This is a genomic window from Pseudomonas sp. Tul2A7 (genome assembly GCF_054790505.1).
Map to the genome: position 1 here is coordinate 6,236,285 of NZ_CP186499.1, position 17,813 is coordinate 6,254,097.

At 60.0% G+C, this 17,813-nt stretch carries 15 protein-coding genes; 9 read left to right on the top strand and 6 right to left on the bottom strand.

The window, feature by feature from the left end; all coding sequences use genetic code 11:
- Nucleotides 1-13: 13 nt before the first annotated feature.
- From ACOYXJ_RS27750 to ACOYXJ_RS27775, 6 genes are all read left to right on the top strand, one after another.
- On the top strand, nt 14-1,015 hold the full coding sequence (locus tag ACOYXJ_RS27750; RefSeq protein ID WP_038369605.1) for a polysaccharide deacetylase family protein: 1,002 nt from the start codon (nt 14-16) through the stop codon (nt 1,013-1,015).
- Entirely contained in the window at nt 1,012-2,319 is a 1,308-nt protein-coding gene (locus ACOYXJ_RS27755) for an oligosaccharide flippase family protein (RefSeq protein WP_150707400.1), read from the top strand. The genes ACOYXJ_RS27750 and ACOYXJ_RS27755 overlap by 4 nt, the downstream gene beginning before the upstream one ends.
- On the top strand, nt 2,316-4,235 hold the full coding sequence (locus tag ACOYXJ_RS27760; RefSeq protein WP_460372742.1) for a hypothetical protein: 1,920 nt from the start codon (nt 2,316-2,318) through the stop codon (nt 4,233-4,235). Before ACOYXJ_RS27755 ends, ACOYXJ_RS27760 begins: the two co-directional genes overlap by 4 nt.
- Before the next feature lie 68 nt (nt 4,236-4,303).
- Entirely contained in the window at nt 4,304-4,993 is a 690-nt protein-coding gene (locus ACOYXJ_RS27765; protein WP_460372744.1) for a GNAT family N-acetyltransferase, read from the top strand.
- Nucleotides 4,994-4,997: 4 nt separating this feature from the next.
- Nucleotides 4,998-6,188, top strand: coding sequence for a GNAT family N-acetyltransferase (locus ACOYXJ_RS27770; protein WP_460372746.1), 1,191 nt, complete (start codon nt 4,998-5,000; stop codon nt 6,186-6,188).
- Nucleotides 6,185-6,877, top strand: coding sequence for a GNAT family N-acetyltransferase (locus tag ACOYXJ_RS27775; RefSeq protein ID WP_460372748.1), 693 nt, complete (start codon nt 6,185-6,187; stop codon nt 6,875-6,877). The genes ACOYXJ_RS27770 and ACOYXJ_RS27775 overlap by 4 nt, the downstream gene beginning before the upstream one ends.
- Nucleotides 6,878-7,003: 126 nt before the next feature.
- Here the strand turns inward: ACOYXJ_RS27775 and ACOYXJ_RS27780 are convergent, their stop codons facing one another.
- Nucleotides 7,004-7,801 (bottom strand): class I SAM-dependent methyltransferase, encoded by a 798-nt coding sequence (locus ACOYXJ_RS27780; RefSeq protein WP_460372750.1) that lies wholly within the window; start codon nt 7,799-7,801, stop codon nt 7,004-7,006.
- Between the two features lie 205 nt (nt 7,802-8,006).
- Here ACOYXJ_RS27780 and ACOYXJ_RS27785 point away from each other — a divergent pair, with 205 nt between their 5' ends.
- The 3 genes from ACOYXJ_RS27785 to ACOYXJ_RS27795 are packed head-to-tail and all read left to right on the top strand — an operon-like array spanning nt 8,007 to nt 9,015.
- Nucleotides 8,007-8,300, top strand: coding sequence for a type II toxin-antitoxin system RelE/ParE family toxin (locus tag ACOYXJ_RS27785; RefSeq protein WP_460372752.1), 294 nt, complete (start codon nt 8,007-8,009; stop codon nt 8,298-8,300).
- A 2-nt stretch (nt 8,301-8,302) separates the two neighbouring features.
- A complete protein-coding gene (locus ACOYXJ_RS27790; protein WP_134174129.1) occupies nt 8,303-8,611 on the top strand; it encodes an addiction module antidote protein in 309 nt (102 codons plus the stop codon).
- A 56-nt stretch (nt 8,612-8,667) separates the two neighbouring features.
- A complete protein-coding gene (locus tag ACOYXJ_RS27795; protein WP_150794771.1) occupies nt 8,668-9,015 on the top strand; it encodes a hypothetical protein in 348 nt (115 codons plus the stop codon).
- A 143-nt stretch (nt 9,016-9,158) separates the two neighbouring features.
- On the opposite strand, the gene ACOYXJ_RS27800 is transcribed toward ACOYXJ_RS27795, so the two are convergent.
- The 5 genes from ACOYXJ_RS27800 to ACOYXJ_RS27820 form a co-directional block, all read right to left on the bottom strand.
- Nucleotides 9,159-10,607, bottom strand: a complete 1,449-nt coding sequence (locus tag ACOYXJ_RS27800) for a sigma-54-dependent transcriptional regulator (RefSeq protein ID WP_460372754.1) — start codon at nt 10,605-10,607, stop codon at nt 9,159-9,161.
- Complete coding sequence (locus ACOYXJ_RS27805; RefSeq protein WP_460372756.1) at nt 10,576-12,069, bottom strand: sensor histidine kinase; 1,494 nt, start codon at nt 12,067-12,069, stop codon at nt 10,576-10,578. Before ACOYXJ_RS27805 ends, ACOYXJ_RS27800 begins: the two co-directional genes overlap by 32 nt.
- A gap of 94 nt (nt 12,070-12,163) precedes the next feature.
- The gene (locus tag ACOYXJ_RS27810; protein ID WP_460372758.1) at nt 12,164-13,267 is read right to left on the bottom strand and encodes an SCO family protein; all 1,104 of its coding nucleotides are present in this window, start codon (nt 13,265-13,267) and stop codon (nt 12,164-12,166) included.
- Nucleotides 13,264-16,071: a multicopper oxidase domain-containing protein gene (locus tag ACOYXJ_RS27815; RefSeq protein ID WP_150794775.1), complete on the bottom strand. Its 2,808-nt coding sequence runs from the start codon at nt 16,069-16,071 to the stop codon at nt 13,264-13,266. The genes ACOYXJ_RS27810 and ACOYXJ_RS27815 overlap by 4 nt, the downstream gene beginning before the upstream one ends.
- A 270-nt stretch (nt 16,072-16,341) precedes the next feature.
- Nucleotides 16,342-17,790 carry an ATP-binding protein gene (locus tag ACOYXJ_RS27820; RefSeq protein WP_150794776.1) on the bottom strand — a complete coding sequence of 483 codons (1,449 nt, stop codon included), beginning with the start codon at nt 17,788-17,790 and terminating at the stop codon, nt 16,342-16,344.
- Nucleotides 17,791-17,813 lie beyond the last annotated feature (23 nt).

Below are 17,813 nucleotides of genomic sequence, written 5' to 3' on the forward strand. Positions count from 1 at the left end.
GAGGACTCATGCCATGGCGATCAAACAACTGCTAAAACGCACCAGCGGCTGGCTCTATCTCAACTCGTCAGTGGGGCGCAACCAGTTGCACGGCGCCGGGGTCATTCTGATGCTGCACCGGGTACTGGCCAACGACCGTGCCGCCAACCTGCCGCACCGCAATGAACTGTGCGTCGGGCCCAAGGCCTTCGAGCATTTACTGCTGTGGCTGCGTCGGCATTTCGATTGCGTGCCGCTGATGGAAATCCTCCAGCCCAATTCGCTGCGCAGCGAGCGCCCACGGGTGGCGCTGACCTTTGATGACGGCTGGCGCGACAACGCCGTCAACGCCTTCCCGCTGCTGCAGAAACATCAGGTGCCGGCGAGCATTTTCCTCTCCACCGATTTCATCGGCAGCCGTCAGCGTTTCTGGTGGGAAAGCCTTGGCGAAACCCTGTGGGGCAGCCACGGTGAAAAAGCGCGGATGCACTTGATCGAGTGCCTGCAGTTCATGCATCACCCATTGCCGGTACTGCTCGATGACATCGATGTCGACCGCCGCAGCCTGGCGCTGCTGCATTTCCTCCAAGGGTTGAAGACGCTTGACCCGCAGGAACTGGAAAAACTCACCGATGAGTGCCCAGCCGAATCACAGCCGCAAGCGCTGGACTGGCATCAAGTGCGCGCGCTGGAGGCTTCCGGTCTGGTGCGCTTTGGCCCGCACGGTGCCAGCCACGCCATCCTCACCGGCCTGGATGATCAGCGCCTGAACGAAGAAATCAGCCGCAGCCGCGATGCCTTGTACAACGGCTGCAACCGCCCACTGCCGGTGTATTGCTACCCCAACGGCGACAACGATGAACGCGTGCGCGAGCAGATCGCCAATCACGATTATCCGTTCGCCCTCGGCACCGGCACCGGCATTTATCGCGGCGAAGGCGACCCGCTGAACCTGCCGCGCTTCGGCGTCAGTCAGCGCATCGCGTGCAATCCGGCGTTGTTGTCGTGGCGCATTTATCGCGGGGCACGGCCATGAGTCGCGGCAGCTACCTCAAGCATCTGGCCCTGAGCATGGGCACCAAACTGGCAATGATCGCCTTGCGCCTGCTGCGCAATGTGTTGCTGGCGCGGATTCTCGGCCCAAGTGAGCGCGGTTTGTTCGCCCTGCTCAGCACCCTGCCGGATCTGATCAGCGCGGCGACCAGCGGCGGCTTGAATTCGGCAGTCGGTTATCAAGCGGCCAATCAACGGCCGATGGGCCTGTTGCTCGCTCAGGTGTTGGTGTTCGGTTGCCTTCTGGCCGGGCTGCTGACCTTGCTGGTGGTCGCGTTGGCCCGTGAGTTCGGCAGCGAACTCGATGTGACGATGCAGCTCGGTCTGCTGGCGTGGCTGTTGCTGCTGGCGGTGCCGTTGACCGTGCTCAAAAGCGGTCTGCTGACCTTGCACAACGCATCGGGCGGCGTGGTCGCCTTCAATGTTCTGCGGCTGATCGAATCCCTGGCACCGCTGCTGTTGTTTGTTGCGCTGTTCTGGATGTGGAAAGAAGCAGCACTCGAAGCCGCGCTGATCAGTTGGCTGGCCGGCATCAGCCTGGTGGTGCTGGTCGGCTGGATGTGGCTCAAGCGCGCACAACCGCTGCAACTGCAATGGGACCGTGCGAGCCAGAACGAGCTGCTGCGCTTCAGTGCGCGCAGCCATCCGGACCTGCTGTTTCAACAGATCATTCTGCGCTCCGACTACTTGTTTATCGGCGCCCTGCTGGGCAGTACCGCGCTCGGCCACTACGCCATGGCCAGCGCCGCCGCCGAACTGTTGCTGATCGTTCCCGAAGCGGTGACCACCCCGCTGATGAAGCGACTGCTGCAACAGGACAAAGGCATGGACAAGGTAACTCCGCTGGCCCTACGCCTGACCGCCACGGTGATGCTCGGCGCCTGCCTGACCATGGCAGTGATCGGCGAATGGTTGATCGTCACGCTGTTCGGCGTGGCGTATCAACCGGCGTACCCGGCGCTGCTCGCGTTGCTGCCCGGCCTGCTGGGCCTGTGCTATGCGAGCATTCTGCGCCTGGATCTGATTGGCAAGGATCGCCCCGGCACGGTGTCGTTACTGATGGGCATCGGCGCGCTGCTCAACCTGGCGCTGAATCTGCTATTGATTCCTGCCTACGGCATTGTCGGTGCAGCGGCGGCTTCATCGATCGCCTATCTGGCGGTGACGGTGGCGATGCTGGTGCTTTATTGCCGCTTGAGCAACGTGCCGTTCTGGCAAACCTTGATCATCCTGCCCAGCGACATCACCCCGATGTGGTTGATGCTGCAACGTCGGAAGACAGCATGAAACGCCTGGCCCTGCTGTTCGGACTTGGCCTGACGCTGGACGCCTACGCGGCGTCGATGCGCTGGGGCGATATCCGCGATGGCAGTTTGTATCTGCAGGCCGATCGCGCGGACACCTTAACCGTCAGCTGGGTGCCGGCGTGGCAGGCAGAGGCTAACGAAGAGCATCTTTACCTGCTCGATGGTCAGGGCAAGTTGCAGGGCGAACGGTTGATCAAGGCCAATGAAACCCGTGGCAGCCAGAGCTGGCCGCTGGCACCTGGCGCTGCGAGTTATCAACTGGAGATTCCCGGCTACAGTTTCCGCGGTTACCGGATCGAACATGACGAAAAAACCGTGGCGCTGTTTGCCCCGGCCAAGGTGCATTTCAGCGCGGAAGTACGTAACGCCACTGAGCTGTATTTCAGAGTCGCACCCGGCGAACACGCAGTGCTGGCCGGCAAGTTCCATGGCGGCGTCAGCGGTTTGCAGGCACAGCGGGTTGGCGATGGACAGCAACTGTCATTGGCACTGAAACCCTATCGTGCCTATTGGCAGTTCGATCAAGTCGCGCTGCCCGTCAGCGAACAACCGCAGGTCTGGCGCCTGCGTCTGCAAGGTAGGGGCAAAACCGCATTCTGGCTCGATGGCACGGCGAATCTGTTTGCGCAGAATCCGCAGCAGCTCAAACCCTTGCAGTCAGAACCGGGGCAGACGCGTCTGACCCTGCACGACAAAGTCCTCGGACGCACGCCGGATCTGGGAATCGCACTGCCTTACCTCGTACCGCCGCCGGCCAGTCACGCCGTACTCGATGCCTTGAAACCCACCGCTGCGGGGTACTACAGCTTCGTTGACGTCACCTCGAAGAATCCACATTTCGAAGACGCGTTCCGTCAGCTTTATCAAAATCGCTTCGGCATTCGCCAGGACATCACCCTGCTCGCCGGCACCGGGCGTCAGGCCGATCTGCGCGCTGATGTACAAAGCAACAGCGGCCTCGACGCGTGGCTCGCCGGCACCCGCGCCTTGGGTGGCAAAGGCACGCATTACATCGGTTTCGCCGACGAGCCTAATCTCAACTATTCAAGCTACGAACAATACCGGGCGATCTTCAGCAGCATGGCGCGGCAGGTGCGCAGCGACCCGGCCAACGCCAAGGCCGGGGTGCGCATCGCAATGCCGGCCAGCTCGCGGCTGGTCAATGGGCCGTTCACCGAAAACGCAGCGGACAAGCGCGGCATCGATTGGGCGCGGCGTTTACTCAGTGAATCAGCCGATCAAGTCGATGCATTGGCCTGGCATGAATGGATGATCCGCGACTTGCTGGCGACCCGGGTCTACCGCGACAGCGTGCGCCGCGCAGCAGAGCTGGTGGGGCTTGACGCTAAAGGTCAGCCCCGCAAAGCGTTGCTGCTCGATCAGACCAATCTGTCCAGTGGCTCGGCTCTGAGCCCCTACGATCAGGAAACCCATTACGCCTCGCTGTGGTGGGCCTCGGTGGTCATCAACGCTTCTCAGGACGGCCTGCTGAGCATGCTCAACTGGTTTCAGGCCGCCGACGAACCGCCCTACGGCAAGGGCATGGTGCGCATACATGACGATGGTCGCTTCGAGTTGAAACCGGTGGGCCTTGCCCAGCAATTCATCGCCCGGCATTGGCTGCCGCAAGTGCTGCAACTGGATAACGACGCTTTTGAGGTGGATGTCCTGGCGATGGCCGGCGACGAGCAACGCGCACTGCTCGGGGTGAACAAGGGCACGCGCCTGCAACGCGTTGATCTGAGCGGTGCCCGGTGCCCGCTGAAGCAAAGCGCCCTGCGTTTCTTCGGCGCTGACAATCGCAGCCGCGACATACCGTTTGCCTGCGAAAACGGGCGCGTACGTTTCGAATTACCGGGGCAAACCGTGTTTGCCCTGACCTGGAGCGCTTCATGAACCGCCCTTCGATGTTCTGCCCCGCGAGCCTCTTGCTGTGCGTGGGACCCTTAACAGGAGAAGAGACCATGGATGTATTGCGAAGACTCTGCGGACATATCCGTCGTAAAGGCCTGCGAGCGACCTTGGCGAAGATCCGCAAAATGTACATTTTTGCCCATCAGGAACTGCTGTGGATGGAGCGCGATCTGGTCAGCCCAGTGCCGCCACACAGCCTCAAACCCTACCCGCCACTGCGCATGCTGAAGATCACCGAAAGCAACGCCAGCGCCTTTACCCGCTACTTCGGCAACCGCGTCGGCGTCATGGCCGAGCTGGCCAGTGACGGTCACACCGGGCATATGCATGTCGACGACAACGGCGATGCCGTGGCGTTTATCTGGGGCACACCGCGCGACTATTTCGATCGGCATTACTACCGTTGCCGGTTCCCGGTTAAACCCGGCGAATTTTTCGAGTTCGGCGGCGAACTGACCCGTGCCTACTGGGGCACCGAATTGTCGGTAGATCTGCAACTGCGCCTGTGGAAAGCCATGGCCGCCCAAGGCTGCCACACAGTGGTCGATGTCTGTGACTCAAGCAACGTCCCGGCGCTCAAGCTGCACCTGCGCATGGGCTATACCGAACAACAGCGGATCATGAATATCTACACGCTGTTCGGCCGCTGGCGCTTCTATCGCGAAACCCGCTACAGCGGCTCGCGTCTGGCGGCGCTGGGTAAAACTTCCCGTCCACCTGTCACAGCAACGGCGGCCTGAACCCATGGTGATGCGATTCGAATGGCGCACCTCGCTGTGCGCTGCCGACTTCCCGGCAACAGCCTACGAAGCACTGCGCCTGCGCGTGGCCGACCACACGCCGTTCAACAACCTTGGCTGGTTGTGCGCGGCAGAGCAGGCCCTGGACGAGGATCAGCGCCTGCACATTCTGCTCGGCTGGGAAGCCGAGCAATTGCTGCTGTGCCTGCCACTGGTGGCCAGCCGCGAACGCTTCGCTGGCGTACCGTTTCGCGTTCTGCATCACTTGGGTTATCCAATGGCCGATCGCCTGGCCCTGCTGTCGTTGCTCGGCCGCGAAGACATGCACAAGGCGCTGGTGCTGATCCGTAAGCATCTGCCCCACGCGCTGCTGCAACTCAATGAACTGTCGGAACCTGCCGGTGAAGAAAGTGCGCTCACCGAATGGATGGCGCGCAGTTCCACGGCTGAACGACGCCTGAGTTGCCGGGTGCCGGTGCATCTGATCAGCGACGCCGATCATCAGGAGATCTCCGGTGACCCGCGCTACAAGCTGCGTCGGGCACGCAAACGGATTGCCGCATGCGGTGCGCAAGTGCGGCGAATCATCCCCGATGCGCTGTCGATGCCTACGATTTTGGAAGCGCTGCAGGAAGTCGAGTCGGTCAGTTGGAAAGGTGACGAGGGGGTCGGGATTTTCGCCACCGAACGCAGTCGTCAGTGGATGCAAAGCGCTTTTACCGCCCTCGCCGCTCACGGCCTGGTGCGGGTCGTGACGCTGGAGCTGAACGACCGCTGCATCAGCTATCGCCTCGGCCTGCTCGAACAGGGCCGGCTCTACGATTACAACCTGGCGTTTTTGCCGCAGTACGCCGACCTCGGTAGTGGCCGGGTATTGCTGGATGAATGGATTCGTTGGGGGCTGGATGAGCACTGGCGCTGGATCGATGCGTCGCGGGTCAGCCTGGAAAACTCCAGCCATCAACTGCACGAACGCATGACCGGGCAACTGGAACACTGGCGCTGGAGTTTCTTTTCATGGCGCCCGAGCGGTCTGCTGCTGGGCCTGGGGTTACGCCTTTGGCACCACGTCAAACCGGCCCTGCAAAAATGGCGCGCACCGCGTGCCGGCAACTCGACGGCGGCGAACACATCCGAAATTCAACCGGCAACACCATCCAACACACCTGGGCTATCGCCTCGGAGGGCATCATGAGCGTCATCGAAAATCTGCTTCTGCGCATCAAACAAAAAGGCCTGCGCCGCACCCTTGGCGCGCTGTGGAAACGTTACGTGTTCGCTCATCGTGAACTGCTGTGGATGGAGCGCGATCTGGTCACGCCGATTGCCCCGAACAAACTGCGCCCCTGTGAAGGCTTGCGCAGAGTCGACATCACCGAGGACAACGCCAAGGCATTCGGCAAGTACTTTGGTGACCGCGTGGAGACCATGGCCGAGTTGGCCGCAGAAGGGCATACAGGGCACATGTACCTGGACCAGGACGGTCACACCGTCGGGTTCGTCTGGGCCAGCACGCGCGACTATTACGACCGCCACTTCTACCGCTGCACGTTCCCGGTCAAGCCCGGTGAATACTTTCAGTTCGGCGCGGAAATTACCCGGCACTATTTCGGCAGTACCTTGACCGTCGATGCACAGACCGCACTCTGGCAAGTCATGGCTGCCCGAGGCTTTAAAAAAGTCGTGGATATCTGCGACAACGCCAATGTACAGGCGCTGAAGATGCATATTCGCCTGGGCTATCAGGAACAAGGGCACATCACCCATGTTTACGACCTGTTCGGGCACTGGCGTTTCTTCCGCGAATCGAACTACAGCGATTCAAGGCTGGAGGCGCTGCGCAAGCCGGAAAGACCGGCAGTGACGGTGGCGGCGCAGGCTTGATTCAGTCTGGATATTTGTGGCGGCTTTGATGCCGCCATCGCGAGCAGGCTCACTCCTACAGGGGGTATGCATTTCAAATGTAGGAGTGAGCCTGCTCGCGATGAGGCCGGTTGCCGCACCGATCAATCACGCCTTGGTGGCAACCAGGGTAAAGCACATCGGCATCTGCGCCTCTCGATTCAGATACTGGTCATACACCTCTTCCCGATTCGAATGCGCATACTCCCTGAAGTGCGCAATGTTCAGCCCTGCCCCGATGGCACCACTGAAAATCGCCCCCAGCGTATGCACAAACCAATACGACTTTGCCGACTGCTGTTCAACCTTGCCGACATACACAATCGGCTCTTCCTGCACAAACGGCTCGGCGCGAAAGTACGAACTGGCGAGGCGGTACGGATCTTCCGCATCCGGATCGACCATTTCCAGAAACGGATGGGTTTCGTAGATCACCAGTTTCCCACCCGGTTTCAGCGTCGAGGCGACGTGGCGGAAGAACTCGCCGATGTCCGGCATCCAGTTGAGAACACCGATGGTGATCAGCGCCACGTCGAAGCGGTTCTGCAATGACACTGGCAAATGATGAATATCGCTTTCGATGAACTCGGCGTTGTGCGGTGAACGCTTGTTCAGCTCGCGGGCCTGCTCGAGAAACGCCGCTGATTGATCGACACCGACCACGCTTCTGGCACCGAGGGCAAACAGCGAAAGACTCTCGCGGCCATTGTTGCAGCCCAGTTGAATGACATCCTTGCCATCGACCTCCAGCAACCCGCTCAACGTCTCATCAAGGCAGGAGAAATCCGCCTGTGCGACTTCGCCGAGCAAGGCCTGCCAGTCAGGCGAATCCTGGTGATGGCGGGCGGAGTCGTTCCACGCCTGTCGATTGCTGTCGATGGCGGTTTTATTGTTGGGCACTTCCATGGCGCACTCCGGACGATGCTCGTGATTGAGCGGATCCGAGTCTAGATCAGCTCTTCAATTGCGGTTGTTGCAAACTTGTAAGCCAACCCTCGTGGCAACTCCTACAAATGAGGAAGTTCTTGCCTACAAATATCAACGATATTTCAAGGCTTGATGGACGACTTGGCTGACTGCGCAAAAGTATCCACTTGGATACAGTCAAGCAATGAATTATCTTATTCAACAAACAGCAGCCTTCCAGGTTTGGCACCGTTCTGTTCGAGACCTGCGGGCAAAAGTAGCCATCGCACGTCGCATTGATCGGGCCTCAACAGGAAATCTCGGCGATGTTAAATCGGTGGGTGATGGCGTATCTGAAATGCGTGTAGATGTGGGTGCAGGCTATCGGGTGTATTTCACGATGCGTAACGGTGCAGTCATCGTTCTATTGGCTGGAGGCGACAAGTCTTCACAAAGCGCAGACATCCGACGCGCACAAAAAATGGCTAAGGAGGTTTAACCATGAGCCAGACGTTAACGAATTTCGACGTGGCAGCATTGCTGGACAGTGACGAAGCCATCAGCGAATACCTGTCCCAGGTTCTTGCAGATGGGGATAACGAAGAGTTTCTTCGCGCAATCGGCTATGTGCTCAAGGCGCGCGGGATGACGCAGATAGCCAAAACTTCTGGCATGGGTCGCGAAAGTCTGTACAAGGCGTTCGCGCCCGGCGCAAAGCCGCGCTTCGAAACGGTTTTGAAAGTTATGCATGCCCTCGGCATCGATCTTTACGCACAGCCGGGGCATGTGATCAATCACCCGGTTGTTTGAATGTCGGGCAGCTATAGTTAATAGCCTTGGGGAAAACCGCACTCGCAGGTGCCGCCATGCATATGCTCGATCGGCTGTTGTTGACCGGCTGTCTGCTCGCTGCCACTCAGGCGCAAGCGCTGGACAGCAATTTCAATTATTACGGGCCGAACCAGCCCTTCGCCCACCCTGCTCCGTATTCACTGAGCTCCACACCGCCCAAGCCTTACGACGATACGGCGCCGCAGGATTTTGTGGTGCTTCCGGGTGACCATGAATTCTCCGATTCGCAGTTGCCGACCGTGGCGGATGCGACGGTACGGGTGTTTATCCGCACCTACGATGCCGAGCGTGGGATTTATGTGAATGACGAGGTGCTGGATCCGGGTTGTGTGCTGGAGTGTTTGAGTCGGCAGCAGCATTGATCCGGGTTGCTCACAACATCTGCGGCACCACCGATCCCTTGTAGGAGTGAGCCTGCTCGCGATAGCGGTGTGTCAGCCATAAAAAGTCGACTGACACACCGCTATCGCGAGCAGGCTCACTCCTACAGGGGATCGGTGGCGGGCTACCACTGCCGTTTGTCGGGGCGGGCGAGGCCGAGTTTTTCGATGCGATAGCGCAGCATGTCGCGGCTCAGGCCCAGCAGGCGCGCGGACTTGGTGACGTTCCAGTCGGTCTTGTCGAGCATCTTGCGCACCATGTCGCGTTCGACTTCCGGCAGGTTCATCGACTCCATATTGCTCGCCGGACGCGGTTCGTAGGGCGACACAGGTTCGTGGTGTTGATGCTGATGCTGATGCTGCGGCGGCAACTCGTCACACAGGCTCATGCACACGTTCAACTGATGCGCGGCAATCGTGTCGCTCGGCGCCAGCAGCACGGTCTGCTCGAGCATGTTGCGCAGCTCGCGCACATTGCCCGGCCAGGTGTAACTGAGCAGCAGCTCTTCGGCCTGCTGGCTGAAATGCAGATTCGGCTTGCCATAACGTTTGCCATGACTGGCAAGGAAGTGCCGGGCCAGCAGCAGAATATCGTCGCCCCGCGCATACAACCGCGGCACCTTGATGGAAATGATCCGCAAACGGAAAAACAGATCACGACGGAATTTGCCCTGCTGGACCATCTGTTCAAGGTTGCAGTTGGTCGCACTGATCACCCGCAGATTGACCTTGCGCTCCTTCACCGAGCCGACGCGGCGAATGGTGCGGTCCTCCAGCAACTTCAAAATCTTCGCCTGCAACAGCAGGTCCATCTCGCCAATCTCATCAAGAAACAGCGTGCCGCCATCCGCGGCTTCCACCAGCCCGACGCGACGGTCCTTGGCATCGGTGAACGCACCCTTCTCATGCCCGAACAGCTCAGATTCCACCAGATTCGACGGGATCGACGCACAGTTGAATTCAATAAACGGACCTTTGCTGCGCGGCCCGTCGAAGTGCAGCGCCCGCGCCACCAATTCCTTGCCGGTGCCGGTCTCGCCTTCGACCAGAACCGGCGGCAGATCGGTGTTAGCCATGCGTCGCTCGGCATCGAGCAACTGGCCGATAGTGTTCTTCAAATACTGCATCGGTGCCGAGTCGCCAATCAGCCCCTGCACCCCGGATTTCTGCGCCTCGCGCTCCTGATAGAACGACAACGTGCGCTCCATCCGTTCGGTGGCCAGAGCCTTGTCGAGCAGCAATTTGAGTTCCGGCAATGCAACCGGTTTGGTGACGTAATGAAAGGCGCCCTCTTTCATCGCCACCACGGCATCTTCAACATTGCCGTAACCGGTCATCATGATCACTTTCAGATCCGGCGCGCTGACGCGCAGCTTCTGGATCAGGTCGTGGCCACTCATGCCCGGCAGCGAGTTATCGGTCAGCACGATGTCGGGCATGAAGGTTTCCAGTTGCCCCAGCGCGTCTTCGGCCGAATGGCAGACGGTCACCTCGAAGTCTTTGCGCTCCAGGTAGGTCTGAATATTTTCGGCCAACAGTTCGTCATCCTCGACCAGCAGAATGCTGTGTTCCATATTCCCCTCCCGATGCCACTTTGAAGTTGAGACTGACGCGGGTTCCCTCCTGCTCTTTACTGGTCAAAACGACCGAGCCCTGAAAACGCTCCATGATTCTTTTGACCAACGCCAGGCCAACCCCGAGGCCGCCCTGCTTGGTGGTAAAAAACGGTTTGAACACCAACAGTTGCTGCTGCGCGCTCATGCCCTTGCCGGTGTCGCTCACGGTCAGACGCACGCTGTCGGGCTGCGGTGATTCGAATTCGACGCTGAGCACACCGCCCTTGGGCATGGCTTCCAGAGCGTTGGCAAACAGGCTATTGAGTATTTGCGTGAGCAACACCCTTTGACTGACGACTGGCGCGCAGTTTTGCGGACTGAATCGCACTTCGACTCCACTGCGTTTGATCAATGCATCAAATGCGCCAAAGGTATCTTCAACCGCCAACACCAGATCCACCGCCTCGCCGTCGTCATTCATCGGCCGCAGTGAAACGAGCAATTCGCGCACCCAACGCGACATTCGATCGACCTGGCTGATGATGTCGCCGATGTTGCGCTGCGCACCGGGGCTGGCGACTTCCTGGGCCAGTTCGGCGCTGGAGCGAATGGTCGCCAGCGGATTACGCAGGCTATGCGCCACCGCCGAGGACATTTCGCCGAGGGCGACGAAGGTTTCGTTGCTGATCAATTGTTGTTGCTGGCTCTGCAGCAGTTTCGCCGCGCGCCGGACGATCCAGAACAACGCGAGAAAGATCGCCGCACCGCCGAAGCAAGTCGCCGCCCAGATCGAGGCAAATCCACGGTCTATACGATCGACCAGATCCGCCGGCTCCTTGTAGACCTCGACCATGGCGACGACTTTGCTTTTGTCGGCGTTGAACATCGGGATGTAGTTCTCGATGAACAGGTATTTCGGTTCGCGCAACATTTGCTGTTCGGGTTTCTCATCGTCGATCTTGTGGTAGCTGGAGGACACCGGCACTTTCATCTCGAATGACTCGTCGAGCTCATCGTCATCCTTGATGTGCACGCCGATAAGCTCAGCGTTGGTTGACCAGATCACCGTGCGATCCAGCGCATAAACGGTCGCGAGCAAAATGTCCGGCAAGTGTTCGACGTGATCGAGAAACTCGGTGCGTGCCGAAGCCTGTAACGCCGGGTCAACATCGGGATAGTGGTTGTCCTGGCGCGGGTCGAGCATTTCGCCCATCGTCCGGTTCGGATTGATTTTGGCGTGACGCATTTCCGCCGCACCGATGGCCTGAACGAATTGCGCAGTCAGCAGCGCGTCGCGCTCGACGCTTTCGGTGACCACGAAGCGCGTGGAGATATAACCGAGGCCTACCGCCACGGCGGCGATGATGAAAAAACTCGCGAGCGAGAACCAGCGCAGCAGATTGAACTGCTCGCGCCAGCCCTTGCCGGCAGCAGCCGCCAAGGTTGGCGCAGGTGATTTTTGTGTTTCCAGTCTCTGCATGGGAGTGCCCTGGAGATTTTGTATCGGGCCAGTTACAGCCATCAGTGTAGGCGGCTCTGACCGCGACACACGGTTCAATGATGCTATTTCGCCGCTACCGCATCTGACTCACCGTCGCGGCTGGATCGCCCGGTTTTACTGGCGTCAAAGCACCGTCGGTCATGGCCGCAGTGGACGGTTGCTGACGCTCTGTTTCATCGCTGAGAAAGTCGATGATCGACTGCGCGGATTGCTCGTCAAGGCGCAGGTTGGGCATCGGGATTCGCTCGAATTGCTCATACAGTTGCAGGGCAATCGGGTCTTTTTCCGCGAGCAGGCGATCCGGTTCGCGGATCCAGCGATTCAGCCACTTCGGATCGCGGTGGCGGGTTACGCCAATCAAGTCCGGGCCAATGCTGCGCATGCCAATGCCCTGGCCATCCTGCGGGCCGAGACTGTGGCACGAGGCGCAACGGGTGCGGAACAGTTCTTCGCCGTTGCTCGGCGGGCGAATGTCCGGAGCGTTGGCGTAGCTTTCTTCGATGCTCGGCTGCTTCCAGTTCTGCAAGGTATTGGCCAGTTGATCGGCGAGGATCCACGGATTCTCGAACGGCGAGGCCTTCATCCAGCGCCCGGTGGTCTGGTTACCGACGATCAGGCTGAGGTTGTGATCCTTGTTGCGGCCGTTGTCGACGCCGTCGATAAACAGCCCGAGCTTCTTGCGCAGGTCGGTGACGTCTTCGAATTCGCCGGTGAGAAACTTCCAGCCGGGGCCAACCTTGAAACGTTGTGAATAGGCCTTGAGCACTTCGGGCGTATCGCTGAGCGGATCGATGCTGATCGAGTAGAAGAAAATGTCCTGCCCGACCCGATCACCGAGCAGTTTCTGCACCTGGCGCAGGCGTGCGGTTTCCAGTGGGCAGGAGTCGCTGCACGAGGTGAAGATGAAGTTGATCACCACCACTTTGTCTTTGATCAGGTCATCGAAGAAATGCACCTGCCGACCGTCCTGATCGGTCAGCAGGGTGTTGGGGAAATAGTCGCCACCCCACGGGGTGGCGGATTCGCTCGCCGCTGACGGCTCGCCGACACTGGCCTGGTGCGCCAGCAGCACACGGCTGCCGAGCACACAGGCCACCAGCAGCAGCACCAGGTGCATGCCCAGCGCCCGGGAGCGGGGGGTATGCACAGGTTGGCTGTCACCGTGGCGGCGGTTCATGGCTTGACCACCACTTGTGGGCCCATACCGTCGCCGTTGCGGAAAGTTGGCAGCGCGGCGGAGTTGACGTAGCGCACACCGTCCCAGCTCGGCAGAGGGGTTGGCATCAGTTGCAGTTGGCCGGGCTTCTCCAGGTCCCAACGCAGCAACATCGAGTTGTCCTCATGCTGAGTGTTGTGACAGTGCTCCATGTAGGTCCCGGCAAACTCGCGGAAGTTGATCGCCATTTCGACGCTGTCCAGGCCATCGTTTTCCGAACCGATGCGATAGACGTCTTTGCGCGCCCATTTTTCCCATTCCGGTGGGGTCTTGCCGCCGCGACTGAGGATGATCCCCTCTTCGAAGTGCACATGCACCGGATGGCTCCAGCCCTTGCCGCCGGCCTTGATGTTCCACACTTCGAGGGTGCCGAACCCGGTGATACCGGCATCGGTCGGACCGCTGGACAGCTGAGTCGAAGCATTCAAGCGACGCGGGTCCATGTGGAAGCCGAAACCGCCATCGGTCTTGACCGTCCACGGCGCCTCATCGGTGCCGTCGGAACGGCCAAAGGTGAAGGTGCGGTGGCGAGCCTTGGCCAGCACAGCTTTATCGGCAGCGTTGTCACGGTGAATTTTCAGCGGGATCATCACCAACCCTTCGGCCTTGCCGGGTTTGGCCGGTTCGTAGGCTGCCGGGTTCATCGCCAGATCCTGACCGGTGTAGGCCTTGACGTTGAGTTGCAAGACCTTGCCCACCGCCGGATCGCCTCTGTCCCACTGCGGGCCCTTGCTGGTCTGCTTGATCACCGCCAGGTATTTCTCCGAGAGGATGTCACCCAGCGAGATGACATCTTTGGGTCCCTTGCCGTCGTCGTGAGCCTGCAGGTTGACGAAGAACAGCTTGTCCCCTGGCTTGATGCCGTTTTTCGAGAAGTTGACGATGATGTCGAAGCGCTCGGCGATGCCCTGAGTCGGCAGGATCGCGTTGTGGTTCTGTTTATCGCCATCGGCGTCCAGATCCATGCTGCCGTCGAACGGTACGCTGTGTTCCATGATGTTGCCGTCGTTGGCGATCATGTGGAACGGCACGCGGCTGTACGTCAGGCCGGAATTTTTCGGCCCTTGGAACTCACCGCCGCTACCTTTGATTTCCCGCACCAGCGCCAGTTTGAAGTAGCGCGACACCGAGCCGTTGAGGATGCGGAAGCGATAGCTGCGTGCGCGCACGTCGAGGGTCGGTTTCCACTGCCAGTTGACCAGCAACTGGTCACCGAGAAAGCCGTCGGTGTTGAACGGGTTGAACCACAATTGGCCTTCCTGATCCCAGGCCTTGTCGGCGAACACCAGATTGACGTCATAGTCGCGGTTGCCCCAAGGCAAGGCACTGCCGCTGGGCAGACGCAGGTTGACGCCGTCGTCCACCGACTCGTTGCCGCGATCCAGCGCGCTGTAGTAGTTCATCATCGCCGCGTTGCCCTTGTAGACGTTCTGCGCGGTGAAATCGAGCATGTGGTCGTGGAACCAGTGGGTGCTCATGGTCTCGCGCCAGTCGCCACGGATTTTGATGGTGCCGTGGTCGCAGGTTTTCTTCGCGGGGGCCAGGTCGTTGACCCACAAGGTTTCACCCGGTGCGCAGGGGAACGCCGCACGTGGGTCTTCAGCCTTGGTGTTGATGCTGTCGTAACCGGCGAGCTGGATCGGCCAGCGATAGTCATAGAACTGCCCCGGGAAGAAGAACGCGTTGGCATAGCCGTCGCTTTCTGCTGGCGCGTGACCGTTGTGCTCGTGGGTGCTGATGGTATGCAGACCAAAACCACGGTTGGCCGACGGATCGATCGGCAAGCCGTTGTAGTGGCGCATCATCACCGGTTGGCCGTAGCGCACCATCAACAGTTTCGGCGGCAACGTGCCGTCGAAGGTCCACACCGAATTGTGGTTTTGCGCCGGCATGGCCGGGTGGAAACGCGGGTCGACGCCCTTGGAAGTGCCATCGGTCAGCGGCACGCCAGCGACGTTGTGATACAGGCCGCCGGGGCCGAACTCGCCGACCGCGTAATGGTGCATTTGCACACTGTCACGCAGGCCACCGTTGAGGCGCGCGCCGGTCTGCACGGTTTTGTAAGCGGCTTGCGGGTAGAACTCGTTCCAGCGTTGATGCGCCCAGCCTTTTCCTGGCGGCCGCCCTTCGGCGGAGGAGCCGATGTGGCGGTTGAGGAACACTTCGATCTGCGCCTGCCACGGGTTACGGTCGACGATATTGGAGAACTGGCTCGGGAATGGCGTCAGGCCGGGTTGGCGCAGGAACGCATCGAGGGCGGTGCCGGGTGGCGCGCTGCGGGCGACGTTGTTCGGGTCCTGAGCCGGTGCCGGGCCAATCGCAGCCGGCGGAAATGGCAGCGGCGCGGCGGGCGTGGTCGGGTCGAGTTTTTCCGGGCCGAACTCTTCGAACAGGGTCAGCTGCTGGGTAAACGGCTGCGCGCCATACAGTGGGCTCGGCTTGCCGTTGGTGGGGTAATTGAAACTGGTCTGCACAGTCGGCGGCAGGATGTTTTCCGTGCGGGTCGAGGCGCGGGTGCCTTTGACGCCGTCGGGCAAATCGAAGGAATCTTCGTTGGCCTCGGGCAGGGTCAGGATCTCATTCAGCGCACCGGCGCGGTCGGCCGGTTCGTCGTAGTACGCGGACGGGTCGGAGGTTTCTGGCTGTCGTTCGTCATCGATCGGGCTGGCGCTAACGCCGCCCATGGTGCCGAGGGTCAACATCAGCAAGACGCTCAAGGGCGTCAGCAAAAAGGTGTTGTTTGGGTCACGCGTTGTTGTGTCCATCACCAGCCGCCTCATCAAGGAAGGGGTGATGGTGTTTTGCAACTAGTGCGCCAATAAATTATTTCCAGTTGTTACAGGGACTTGAGGAGGCTATGGGTTTCCCCACTCCCCGGTGACCGGGGCTTGACACCCACTGATGGGGGAAGTTCATAAAATTTTGGCCCGTGAAATTCTGCAGCGGTGGAAGTGTTGATCGTTCCCACGCTCTGCGTGGGAACGATCAGTCGATAGATCGCAGTCTTCGGCAGTCCGCGAAATGGAATAGGCCCGTCATTGGACTAATTGGAATGCCAATCGAACCGAGGTGCCCTCGCCTTCGCGGCTGTCGAGGGTCACGCCGCCGCCGAAGCGCTCCATGATGCGCTTGACCAGGACCAGACCGACCCCGAGACCGCCAGACTTGGTGGTGAAAAACGGCCGGAACGCCATGGTCCGTTGCTCTTCGTTCATGCCTTTACCGGTATCGCTGAGCACCACGCACACGCCACGGTCTTCGCTCGGTTCCAGGCTGACGGTCAGCGTTCCGCCCTTGTCCATCGCCTCCAGCGCATTGGCCAGCAGGCTGTTGAGGATCTGTGTCAGTTGCACCGGTTGGCTGAGCACCATCGGCGTGTGCTGCGGATGAAAAACCACCTGCACGCCCGCCCTGGCGATCTGCTGTTCAAACGCGACAAGGCTTTCGTGCAGCGCTGCCACCAGATTCACCGGTTCCGGATCATCGTTGAGCGGACGCAGTGACTGCAGCAGCTCGCGCACCCACTTCGACATGCGATCGACCTGGCCGATGATGTCGTTGATGTTCTTTTCTGCCGGGCCGGCATCAAACTCCAGCGCCAGTTCAGCGCTGGAACGAATGGTCGCCAACGGATTGCGCAAACTGTGGGCCACGGCGGAAGACATCTCGCCCAACGCGACAAAGGTTTCGTTGGCGATCAGTTGTTTTTGCTGGGCCGCGAGCAGAATCGCCGCGCGTCGCACGATCCAGTAGAGCCCCAGATAAATCAGCCCGCCACCGAGCGCGGTGGCCAGCCAGATCAGAACCAATCCGCGCTCCATGCGCGCGATCAGATCCTTGGGCTCCTTGTAGATCTCGACCATCGCCGTGACGTTCTTGCCCTCGGCGTCGAACAGCGGAATGTAGTTTTCGATAAAGATGTAGTCCGGTGGCGTGATGAACTTCTGTTCTTCACGGGCCTTGTCGACGTCGTGGTAGCTGGCGGATACGGGAATCTTTTCGATGAAGGCACGATCGAGGTCTTCGTCGGCATGAATGCTGGTGCCGATCAGCACCGGGTTGGTCGACCAGATCACCTGGCGGTCGGGCGCATAAATGTTGGCGAGGATCACGTCCGGCAAGTGTTCGATGTGATCGAGAAACTCACCCCGTGCATCGGCCCGGGCTTGCGGACTGACGTCGGGAAAGTGCATGTCCTGACGCGGATCGAGCAATTCGCCCATGGTCCGCACATTGGGAATCGACACATGGCGCACCTCGGCCGAGGCGATCGCCTGAATGAACTGCGCGGTGAGCAAGGCATCGCGCTGCACGCTTTCATCAATGACAAAACGCGTCGACACCGCGCCGAGGGCCACAGCCACCGTCCCAATCACCGCCATGCTGATCAGCGAAAACCAGCGCAGCAGGTTGAACGACTGCTTGCGCGAGCTCAAGCGCAGACTGCCCTCCTCGACCGGTAGCGATTTCGACTGCATGTTCATGGCGGCGACTTCCCGATACATCC

Coding starts and splice junctions, on each gene's coding strand:
- ACOYXJ_RS27750 (WP_038369605.1), top strand. CDS start 14: ATGGCGATCAAACAACTGCTAAAACGCACCAGCGGCTGGCTCTATCTC.
- ACOYXJ_RS27755 (WP_150707400.1), top strand. CDS start 1,012: ATGAGTCGCGGCAGCTACCTCAAGCATCTGGCCCTGAGCATGGGCACC.
- ACOYXJ_RS27760 (WP_460372742.1), top strand. CDS start 2,316: ATGAAACGCCTGGCCCTGCTGTTCGGACTTGGCCTGACGCTGGACGCC.
- ACOYXJ_RS27765 (WP_460372744.1), top strand. CDS start 4,304: ATGGATGTATTGCGAAGACTCTGCGGACATATCCGTCGTAAAGGCCTG.
- ACOYXJ_RS27770 (WP_460372746.1), top strand. CDS start 4,998: ATGGTGATGCGATTCGAATGGCGCACCTCGCTGTGCGCTGCCGACTTC.
- ACOYXJ_RS27775 (WP_460372748.1), top strand. CDS start 6,185: ATGAGCGTCATCGAAAATCTGCTTCTGCGCATCAAACAAAAAGGCCTG.
- ACOYXJ_RS27780 (WP_460372750.1), bottom strand. CDS start 7,801: ATGGAAGTGCCCAACAATAAAACCGCCATCGACAGCAATCGACAGGCG.
- ACOYXJ_RS27785 (WP_460372752.1), top strand. CDS start 8,007: ATGAATTATCTTATTCAACAAACAGCAGCCTTCCAGGTTTGGCACCGT.
- ACOYXJ_RS27790 (WP_134174129.1), top strand. CDS start 8,303: ATGAGCCAGACGTTAACGAATTTCGACGTGGCAGCATTGCTGGACAGT.
- ACOYXJ_RS27795 (WP_150794771.1), top strand. CDS start 8,668: ATGCATATGCTCGATCGGCTGTTGTTGACCGGCTGTCTGCTCGCTGCC.
- ACOYXJ_RS27800 (WP_460372754.1), bottom strand. CDS start 10,607: ATGGAACACAGCATTCTGCTGGTCGAGGATGACGAACTGTTGGCCGAA.
- ACOYXJ_RS27805 (WP_460372756.1), bottom strand. CDS start 12,069: ATGCAGAGACTGGAAACACAAAAATCACCTGCGCCAACCTTGGCGGCT.
- ACOYXJ_RS27810 (WP_460372758.1), bottom strand. CDS start 13,267: ATGAACCGCCGCCACGGTGACAGCCAACCTGTGCATACCCCCCGCTCC.
- ACOYXJ_RS27815 (WP_150794775.1), bottom strand. CDS start 16,071: ATGGACACAACAACGCGTGACCCAAACAACACCTTTTTGCTGACGCCC.
- ACOYXJ_RS27820 (WP_150794776.1), bottom strand. CDS start 17,790: ATGAACATGCAGTCGAAATCGCTACCGGTCGAGGAGGGCAGTCTGCGC.